General features: G+C 70.3%; 9 protein-coding genes. 6 read left to right on the plus strand and 3 right to left on the minus strand.

Annotated features, from left to right (window positions below; translation table 11 throughout):
* The 3 genes from HC022_RS12945 to HC022_RS12955 all read left to right on the plus strand — a co-directional run.
* Nucleotides 1-993, plus strand: a 993-nt coding sequence (locus tag HC022_RS12945; RefSeq protein WP_167452711.1) for a DUF2125 domain-containing protein, incomplete at its 5' end; no start/stop codon positions are given.
* A 114-nt stretch (nt 994-1,107) separates the two neighbouring features.
* Nucleotides 1,108-1,365, plus strand: a complete 258-nt coding sequence (locus tag HC022_RS12950) for a metal-sensing transcriptional repressor (RefSeq protein ID WP_008884270.1) — start codon at nt 1,108-1,110, stop codon at nt 1,363-1,365.
* A 16-nt stretch (nt 1,366-1,381) separates the two neighbouring features.
* On the plus strand, nt 1,382-2,698 hold the full coding sequence (locus tag HC022_RS12955; RefSeq protein WP_167452712.1) for an MFS transporter: 1,317 nt from the start codon (nt 1,382-1,384) through the stop codon (nt 2,696-2,698).
* A gap of 31 nt (nt 2,699-2,729) precedes the next feature.
* On the opposite strand, the gene HC022_RS12960 is transcribed toward HC022_RS12955, so the two are convergent.
* The 3 genes from HC022_RS12960 to HC022_RS12970 all read right to left on the minus strand — a co-directional run bounded on the left by HC022_RS12960 (nt 2,730) and on the right by HC022_RS12970 (nt 6,011).
* Nucleotides 2,730-3,500, minus strand: coding sequence for an SDR family NAD(P)-dependent oxidoreductase (locus tag HC022_RS12960; RefSeq protein WP_008884093.1), 771 nt, complete (start codon nt 3,498-3,500; stop codon nt 2,730-2,732).
* A gap of 106 nt (nt 3,501-3,606) precedes the next feature.
* Nucleotides 3,607-4,626, minus strand: coding sequence for an LLM class flavin-dependent oxidoreductase (locus tag HC022_RS12965; protein WP_167452713.1), 1,020 nt, complete (start codon nt 4,624-4,626; stop codon nt 3,607-3,609).
* Between the two features lie 167 nt (nt 4,627-4,793).
* A complete protein-coding gene (locus HC022_RS12970; protein ID WP_254885078.1) occupies nt 4,794-6,011 on the minus strand; it encodes a UbiH/UbiF/VisC/COQ6 family ubiquinone biosynthesis hydroxylase in 1,218 nt (405 codons plus the stop codon).
* A gap of 84 nt (nt 6,012-6,095) precedes the next feature.
* Here HC022_RS12970 and HC022_RS12975 point away from each other — a divergent pair, with 84 nt between their 5' ends.
* From HC022_RS12975 to HC022_RS12985, 3 genes are all read left to right on the plus strand, one after another.
* Entirely contained in the window at nt 6,096-7,424 is a 1,329-nt protein-coding gene (locus HC022_RS12975) for an amidase (RefSeq protein WP_167452715.1), read from the plus strand.
* Between the two features lie 285 nt (nt 7,425-7,709).
* On the plus strand, nt 7,710-8,891 hold the full coding sequence (locus HC022_RS12980; protein WP_167452716.1) for an aminotransferase class I/II-fold pyridoxal phosphate-dependent enzyme: 1,182 nt from the start codon (nt 7,710-7,712) through the stop codon (nt 8,889-8,891).
* 19 nt (nt 8,892-8,910) lie between these two features.
* Nucleotides 8,911-9,590 (plus strand): DNA translocase FtsK 4TM domain-containing protein (locus tag HC022_RS12985; RefSeq protein ID WP_175583562.1); only part of this gene is annotated, 680 nt, incomplete at its 3' end.

The raw sequence follows: 9,590 nt of genomic DNA on the forward strand, positions 1-9,590 counted from the left end.
GACGGGGACGCCCGCGTCGTGCACCGCGACGGTGGCCGGGACATCACCCAGACGGTGTCGCTGGGCGACCTGACCTACGACCTGATGTTCGACGACCCCGAGAGCCGTTCCGCCGGCGCCCTGAGCGGCACGCTCACCGGGCTGCACAGCGCCACCGAGGCCAATGTACCCGATGCCCCCGCCACCGGCGATGCCGCCCTGCGGCTGTCGAACACCAGCGAGTTTGGCGCGGGCTCGTCACGGTTCACGTTCTCCGAGGACGGCAAGACCGCCACCGGTGAGACCTCGAGCGAGGGGGGCCGCATTGCCGTGAAGCTCTCGGGCGACGACCTCGCCTATGACGTGGCGGCCGACGGGGTGAATTGGGCGATGACCAGCGGCGACCTGCCGTTCCCGGTCAGCGCTTCTATGGACGAGATGCGCTTCAACCTTGCCATGCCGACCGCCGTATCTGAGACGCCGGAGGACGCCGCGCTGGGCGTGACGCTTGGCGGGCTGACCCTGTCGGACGGGGTCTGGAGCATCTTCGACCCCAAGGGCGTGATGCCGCGCGATCCGGCGACTGTGATGCTCGACCTCACCGCCAAGGTCACGCCGCTGGTCGATTTCACCAACCCCGAGGCGATGGCCGGGTTCGAGATGCTGGGCAAGGAGCCCGCCGAGCTGAACGCGCTTACCCTGCGCAACCTGACGGTCGAGGCCGTGGGCGCAGGGCTGACGGGGGAGGGGGCGTTCACCTTCGACAACAGCGACAAGACGACCTTCGACGGCGTGCCGCGGCCCGAGGGCCAGCTCGACCTGTCGCTGACCGGTGCCAACGCGCTGATGGACCGGCTCATCGAGCTGGGCGCCATCGAGGAGCGCGAGGCCATGGGCGCGCGCATGATGCTGGGCATGTTCGCGGTGCCGGGCGGCGAGCCCGACTCGCTGACCTCGACGCTCGAGGTCAACGACAAGGGCCAGGTGCTGGCCAACGGGCAGCGCATCCGCTAGCGCGCCGCCCGGGCGCCTGCCATTCGATCAAACGCTTCCGCCGGGCCCATTGGTCCGGCGGAAGGCTTTTCACGGCCCTTGCTGTATCCCCCGGGGGAGGATAATCCAGAAGCCATGACCCATCCGCACCGCCACGCCAGCCACCCCAGGATCGTCTCGCGTCTGAAGCGGGCCGAGGGGCACCTGCGCTCGGTCTCCGCCATGATCGAGGAGGGGCGCCCCTGTCTCGAGGTGGCGCAGCAGCTGCAGGCCGTGGAAAGCGCGATCCGCAACGCCAAGCAGGCCCTGATCCACGATCACATGGACCATTGCCTCGACGCCGAGACGGACCACGACCGGGCGGAGTTGAAGGCCATATCGCGCTATCTCTGACCTTTTCCGAGGCCCCATGTTCGACATCCTTGCAGACCGCACCTACCGTCACCTCTTTCTGGCGCAGGTTGTGGCGCTGCTCGGCACCGGGCTTGCCACCGTGGCGCTGGGGCTGCTGGCCTACGACCTCGCGGGCGACGGCGCCGCGATGGTTCTGGGCACGGTCTTCGCCATAAAGATGGTGGCCTACGTGGGCATAGCACCGGTGGCGGGTGCCTTCGCCGACCGGGTGAACCGGCGGCGGCTGCTGGTTGCGCTCGACCTCGTGCGCGGCGCGGCGGCGCTCTGCCTGCCCTTCGTGACCGAGATCTGGCAGGTCTACGTGCTGATCTTCCTGCTGCAATCGGCCTCGGCGGCCTTCACCCCGACCTTCCAGGCGACAATCCCGGACGTGCTGCCGGAAGAGGCCCGCTACACCCGCGCGCTTTCGCTGTCGCGGCTGGCCTACGATCTCGAGAACATCGTCTCGCCGACCCTCGCGGGGCTCCTGCTTGCGGTGATGAGCTACAACACCCTGTTCCTCGGCACCGTGGCGGGCTTCGCCGCCTCGGCGCTGCTGGTGGTCTCGGTGCTGCTGCCGAGCCCCAAGGCCCCGGAGCCGCGCGGGATCTACGACCGCACCACCCGCGGCATCCGCATCTATCTCGCGACGCCGCGCCTGCGCGGGCTGCTGGGACTGAACCTCGCGGTTTCGGGTGCCGGCGCCATGGTGCTGGTCAACTCGGTGGTGCTGGTGCGCGGCGAGCTGGGGCTGGGCGAGAGCGCGCTGGCCATGGCGATGTTCGCCTTCGGGGCGGGCTCGATGGCGGCGGCGATGGTGCTGCCCCGGGTGCTCGACCGCGTCGCCGACCGCCCGGTGATGATCGCGGGCGCCTGGACCATGGTCGCGTCGCTGGCCGCGCTCGCGCTGCTGGTGGCGACCGAGGGGCTTTCGTGGCTGCCGCTGCTGGCGGCGTGGCTGGTGGTGGGGATCGGCTATTCCACCGTGCAGACGCCCTCGGGCCGGTTGCTGCGGCGCTCGGCCCATCCCGAGGACCGCCCGGCGCTCTTCGCGGCGCAGTTCGCGCTGTCGCACGCCTGCTGGCTGCTGAGCTACCCGCTCTCGGGCTGGCTGCAGACCGGCTTCGGCACCGTGCCCGCGCTGCTGGTGCTGGCGCTGCTGGCGGTGGCGGGGATCGTTGCGGCGCTGCGGATGTGGCCGGCGGACGACCCGGTGGAGGTGGCGCACAGCCACGACCACCTTCCCGTCGACCACCCGCATCTTGCGGGCGGACACCGCCATTCCCATGCCTTCGTGATCGACGACCTGCACCGGGTCTGGCCCGCGCGTTGATCCGGCGCGCGGGGCAGGGACTCAGAGGCGCTCAGGCCCGTGCCGCGTGGGCCGCGCGCAGCGCCGGAAGGCCGACGCCGGTGGAATCGAAGCCGCCGTCCACCGCCAGCACCTGCCCGGTGATGTAGGAGGCATTGGGCGAGGCGAGGAACACGATGGCCTCGGCCAGCTCGCGCTCGGTGCCGTAGCGGTTCAGCGGAACCGCGTCGTGATAGGCGTCGATGATCTCCTGCGTGTGCACTGCCATGGCGAGCTTGGTGCGCACCGGGCCGGGGGCGACGCAGTTCACCCGCACGCCGAAATCGCCTAGCTCGGCGGCGTATTGCTTGGTGAGCTGGATCACCGCCGCCTTCGAGGTGCCGTATGCGACGCGCAGCGTCGAGGCCCGCAGCCCGCTGATCGACGAGATGTTGACGATGGAGCCCTGCGTCTCCTTCAGCGCGCTGGTGCAGGCCTGGCTGCACAGGAAGATGCCGTCGAGGTTGGTCGCCATCACCCGGCGCCACATGGCGAAGTCGCAGCTCTCGATAGGGCCGAATTCGGCAACGCCCGCGTTGTTGACCAGCGCGTCGATGCGACCGGCCCAGTCCAGCGTGCGCGAGACCATCTCGTCGACCTGCTCGGGGTCCGAGATGTCGAGGGTCAGCGCCAGCGCCTCGGGGCGCTGCGTGGCCGCGAAATCCAGCTCCTCCGAGTCGCGGTCCACCAGCACCACCCGCCATCCCAGCTCGTGGAACAGGTCGGCCGTGGCCAGTCCGATGCCGCGCGCGGCACCGGTCACGATTGCGCAATGTCCGTTCATAAATATCCGTCCTCCCGTAACGTACCGGAAACACTGGCACGGCGCCGGGGGGATGGGAAGCGCCCCCGACACACGGTTCTGAGACGGCAGCCGGGGGCGCGCAGGGTCAGCGCCAGCCGAGGGCCGGAGCGATCCCCTTCAGGATCGTGTCGATGACGTGGACGTTGTAATCCACGCCCAGCATGTTCGGCACGGTGAGCAGAAGCGTGTCCGCCTCGGCAATCGCCTCGTCGCCCTTCAGCTGCTCGATCAGCCGGTCGGGCTCGTCCGCGTAGCCGCGGCCGAAGATCGACCGCTGCTGCTCGATGAAGCCGACCTGATCGGATTCCTTGCCTCCCCTGCCGAAGTACTTGCGGTCGGTGTCGTTGGTCAGCGCAAAGATCGAGCGGCTGACCGAGGTCCGCGGCGCGTGGGCATGGCCGGCCTCCTTCCACGCCGCCTTGTAGGCGCGCAGCTGGTCGGCCTGCTGGACGTGGAACGGCTCTCCGGTCTCGTCGTCTTTCAGGGTCGAGCTCTGCAGGTGCATGCCGAGCTTTGCCGCCCAGACCGCCGTGGCGTTCGAACCGGCACCCCACCAGATGCGGTCGCGCAGCCCCTCGGAATGGGGCTCGAGCCGCAGCAGCCCCGGCGGGTTGGGGAACATCGGGCGCGGGTTCGGCTCGGCGAAGCCCTTGCCTTCGAGCAGGTCGAGGAAGGCCTCGGTGTGGCGGCGGGCCATGTCGGCGGGCGTCTCGCCCTCGGCCGGGCGGGAGCCGAAGTATTTCCAGCCGTCGATCACCTGCTCGGGCGAGCCGCGCGAGATGCCGAGCTGCAGCCGTCCGCCGGCGATGAGATCCGCGGCGCCCGCGTCCTCGGCCATGTAGAACGGGTTCTCGTAGCGCATGTCGATGACGCCGGTGCCGATCTCGATCTTCGAGGTCCGGGCGCCGACGGCGGCGAGCAGCGGGAAGGGCGAGCCGAGCTGGCGCGCGAAGTGGTGCACGCGGAAATAGGCCCCGTCGAGGCCCAGCTCCTCGGCGGCGACGGCCAGCTCGATTGACTGGGTCAGCACGTCGCCCGCGGTCTTGACCTGGCTGCCGTGCGTCGGAGACCAGTGCCCGAAGGACAGAAATCCGATTTTCTTCATGGTGACGGCTCCTTGAAACGGAAGCGGCGGCAACGCGCCGCCCTTGTCTCCCAGATAGGAACCGCGCCCCTCCCGGGGCAAGGTGCCGGGCGGTTCGCCTTGGCGCAGGGTCTGTGCATCCGCGCGCGGCGGATTCGCGGCTCTGCCCGGTGCGCCAGACGGGGCGCTCAGCCCCGCATCAGGTCCGGCAGGTCCCCGGTGAGCCCCGCGGCCTCGCGGATGAAGCCGCGGCGCAGCCCCGGCACCGCATTCACCGCCGCCATCCCCAGGTCTCGCCCGAAGCGCAGCAGCGGGTTGTCGTTCGAGAACAGCCGGTTGAAGAGATCGGTCGCGGCGGCCAGCGAGGCGGTGTCGAAGCGCCGCCACTGCTGGTAGCGCTCGAGCACGACCGGCGAGGCAATGTCCTCGCCCCGCCGCTGGGCGTGCGAAATCACATGCGCCAGCGCCGCCACGTCGCGCAGCCCCGCGTTGAGACCCTGCCCGGCAATCGGGTGCATGCCGTGGGCCGCGTCGCCCACCAGCACCAGCCGCTCGCCCACGAAGCTGTTCGCCAGCGTCAGGTTCAGCGGGTAGAGGAAGCGCTGCCCGGCGAGCGAGATCTCCCCGAGGAAGTCGCCGAAGCGCGGGCGCAGCACCGCGAGGTACTCGTCGTCCGGCAGCGCGTTGATGGCGCGAGCGCGGTCGTCGCGCTCGCTCCAGACGATGGAACTGCGGTTGCCGGGCAGCGGCAGGATCGCCAGCGGCCCGGGCGGCATGAAGAACTGGTGTGCGACGCCCTCGTGCGGCTTCTCGTGGGCGATGGCGCAGACCAGCGCGGTCTGGCCGTAGCCCCAGCCGGTGCGCCGGATGCCGGCGCGGGTCGCGGTGCCGCTGCGCCGCCCATCGGCGCCCACCAGCAGCCGCGCGGTCAGAGTGCCGCCGCTGGCCAGCGTCACGGTAACGCCCTCGGCGGTGGTCTCCTGCGCGATCACCGTCTCGCCGGCGCGCTGCGCGACCAGCGGCTCGGCCTCCATCGCCGCCAGCAGGGCGCGGCGCAGGTAGCGGTCCTCGACCATCTGGCCCATCGGGCCTTCCTCGATCTCGGCGGAATCGAAATGCAGCCCGAGAAACACCTGCGCCTCGCCGACGCGCCCGTCGGTGACCTTGATCTCGTGCATCGGCTGGGCATGGGCCGCGAGCGTGTCCCAGAGCCCCAGCCGCGCCAGCATCCGCACCGAGGCCAGCGCCAGCGCGTAGCCGCGCCCGTCGAAATCGTCGCCGCTGCGGGTGTCCGCGGGCAGGGCGTCGATCACGATGCTCTTCAGCCCGGCCTTCGCCGCCGCCAGCGCCAGGGCGGGGCCGTTCAGCCCGCCGCCCACGATGAGGATGTCGCAATCATGTTCCATGGTCGCCAATATGCGCCCCCGGGCGGGATTGTCCATGCGCGGAGGTGCCGCTACGGTCGCGCCGAACAGCAGAGGATTTGGGTGATGAGCGACTGGACGGGCATGAGCGCGGCGGAGCTGGGGCGGGCAATCGGCAAGGGCGAGATCGACCCTGTGGCGCTGGCGCAGAGCTTTCTCGACAAGATCGGGGCGCACCCGCTGAAGGACCGCATCTACGCCCGCCTGACGCCCGAGCGCGCGCTGGCCGAGGCCGAGGCCGCCCGCGACCGCGCCGCCGCCGGCCAGCGCCGCTCGCCGCTCGACGGTGTGCCCGTCAGCTGGAAGGACCTCTTCGACACCGCGGGCGTGGCCACCGAGGCGGGCTCGAAGCTGCTCGCCGGGCGCATCCCGGACGAGGACGCCGAGGTGCTGAAGGTGGCGACCGCCATGGGGCTGGTGTGCCTCGGCAAGACCCACATGTCGGAACTGGCCTTCTCCGGGCTCGGGCTCAACCCGATGACCGCGACGCCGCCCTCGGTGAACGACGCGGACGCAGTCGCGGGCGGCTCGTCCTCGGGTGCTGCGGCCTCGGTGGCCTTCGGGCTGGCGGCGGCTGGCATCGGCTCGGACACCGGCGGCTCGGTGCGCATCCCGTCGTGCTGGAATGACCTCGTCGGTCTCAAGACCACCTCGGGCCGGGTCTCGCTCAAGGGCGTGGTGCCGCTGGCCGTGGGCTTCGACACAGTGGGCCCGCTCTGCCGCACTGTCGAGGACGCGGCGCTGGTCTTCGCGGCGCTCGAGGGCCGCACCGCGCCCGACCTCACCGGCGCCAGCGTCGAGGGCAAGCGCTTTGCCCGGCTGCGCACCATCGTCGAGGACGACCTGCGCGCCGAGCCCGCCGCCGGCTACGAACGGGCGCTGGCGAAACTGACCGGGGCCGGGGCCGAGATCGTCGATCTCGAGGTGCCCGAGGTCGCCATTCCCATGGCCGACGCGGGCATCCTCTACACCGGCGAGGCCTGGGCGCTCTGGGGCGAGGTCATCGAGGCCGACCCCGAGGCCATGTTCGCGCCGATCCGCGAGCGGTTCGAGAGCGGTCGCAGCGTCAGCGCCGCCGATTACATCCGCGCCTGGAACCGCATGATCGCCGCGCGCGAGGCCTGGGCGAAGGCCACCGCCGGCTTCGACGCGGTGCTCTGCCCGACCGCGCCGATCCTGCCGCCCAATGTCGCGAAGCTGCTCGAGGGCGGCGACTACTACGTGACCGAGAACCTGCTCGCGCTGCGCAACACCCGCGTCGGCAACGTCATGGGAACCTGCACCCTGACCCTGCCCACCGGCGTGCCCTCCTGCGGCATCTCGCTGATGTGCCCGCCCGACGACGAGGACCGCCTGCTGCGGCTCGGCGCGGGGGCCGAGAAGGCGCTCTCCTGACCCTTCATCTTGCCAGATAAACTCCGGGGGAGTCCGCGTCAGCGGACGGGGGCAGAGCCCCCTCCCGCGGCCCCGGGGCCGTTGGACGGCCCGAAGGAAAACACAAGGCAAAAAGCGGGCTTGCGCGCGTCGTGAGCCCCCTGCGGCATTCCCGCCACAGGCCCCGGCGGATGCACCTGCACGCTGGACGAAGCGGCGCCTCTTCCCGTATCTTCCCTTCAAAACGGGGCGTCGACGACCCCGAGAAGACAAGCAGTATCACAGGCACCAGAGGCAGAATTGCCCATGTTTCCCGAGCGGTTCTCGAACCTGCCGCCCTATGCGTTCCCGCGTCTGCGGGCACTTCTCGACGTGCATCCTGCGGGCGGGCCCACCATTCACATGACCATAGGCGAGCCCAGGCACGCCTTTCCGTCGTGGGTCGGTGACATCCTCGCGGCGAATGTCGCCGAGTTCGGCAAGTATCCCCCGAACGACGGCACGCCCGAGCTGCAGCAGGCCATCGCCGACTGGATAGCCCGCCGCTACGGCGTCGGCGTCGATCCGGCGACTCAGGTGATGCCGCTCAACGGCACGCGCGAAGGGCTCTACAACGCCGCCATGGCGCTCTGCCCCGAGACCAAGGACGGCAAGCAGCCCACGGTGCTGATCCCGAACCCGTTCTACCAGGTCTACGCGGTGGGCACGGTCTCGGTCGCGGCCGAGCCGGTCTTCGTCAACGCCACCCGCGAGACCGGCCACCTGCCGGATTACGAGAGCCTGCCCGACGAGATCCTCGACCGGGCGGCGCTGGCCTATATCTGCTCGCCCGCGAACCCGCAGGGCGCGGTGGCCTCGCGCGATTACTGGGAACGGCTCATCGCGCTGGCCGAGAAGCACGATTTCCGCATCCTCGCGGACGAATGCTATTCCGAGATCTACCGCGGCGAGGCACCTGCCGGCGCGCTGCAGGTGGCGACCGAGATGGGCGTCGACCCCGAGCGCGTGGTGATCTTCCACTCGCTTTCCAAGCGGTCGAACCTGCCCGGGCTGCGCTCGGGCTTCGTGGCCGCCGGGCCCGAGAGCATGAAGCGCATCAAGCAGCTCCGCGCCTACGCCGGCGCCCCGCTGCCGCTGCCGATCCAGCGCGTGAGCGAGAAGGTCTGGGCCGACGAGGCGCATGTGGTCGAGAACCGCGCGCTCTACCTCGAGAAGTTCGAGCTCGCCGACCGCATCTTCGGCAACGTGCCGGGCTACGAGCCGCCGCAGGCGGGCTTCTTCCTGTGGCTGCCGGTCGAGGACGGCGAGGCGGCGGCGCTGAAGCTCTGGACCGAGACGGGCGTGCGCGTACTGCCCGGCGCGTATCTCTCGCGCGACACGGACGCGGGCAACCCGGGCAAGGGGTATATCAGGGTGGCCCTCGTGGCCTCCCGCGACGAGACCGAACAGGGGCTCACGAGACTTCGTGACTGTCTCTATGGGCAATAAGAAAAACACGAGGCGAGCGATGGCATATCAGACACGGGGAAGAGACCCTCTCTTCGACAGCAACATGCAGGCGGCGATCGAGAAGCGCGGCAAGGAGCTGGCCGGCCTCGCACTCGTGGCCCTTGGACTGATGGCCGCGGCGATGATCGGGTCCTACACGCCGGACGATCCTTCCTGGCTGTCGGCAACGGACGCGCCGGTGCAGAACTGGATGGGCCGCATCGGGGCCTCCATCGCGGCGCCGCTGTTCATGATCGTCGGCTGGGGGGCCTGGGGCCTCGCGCTCGTGCTGCTCGTGTGGGGGCTGCGCCTCGCCCTCCACCAGGGCGAAGAGCGCGCGCTGTCCCGGATCGTCTTCGCCCCGATCTGGATCGCCCTCTCCGCCGTCTACGCCGCCGGTCAGGCCGTCGGGCCGGAATGGACCCACAGTTTCGGGCTCGGCGGGCTCTTCGGCGACATGATGATGGGCTCGGTGCTGGGCATGCTGCCGCTGGGGGCCGGCCTCGGGCTCAAGCTGGTCATGGTCGTGCTGGGCATCGGCATCGTCGCCATGGGCGCTTTCGTGCTCGGCTTCACCAAGACCGAGCTGCGCGGCCTCGGCCGCTTCCTGCTGGTAGGCTCGGTGATGGTCTATGCCACCATCCTCAACCTGCTTGGCCGCGGCGCGAGCTCGTCGGTCTCGGCGGCGCAGCGCATGCA

It is taken from the genome of Salipiger sp. HF18, assembly GCF_011806505.1.
Lineage (GTDB): Bacteria > Pseudomonadota > Alphaproteobacteria > Rhodobacterales > Rhodobacteraceae > Salipiger > Salipiger thiooxidans.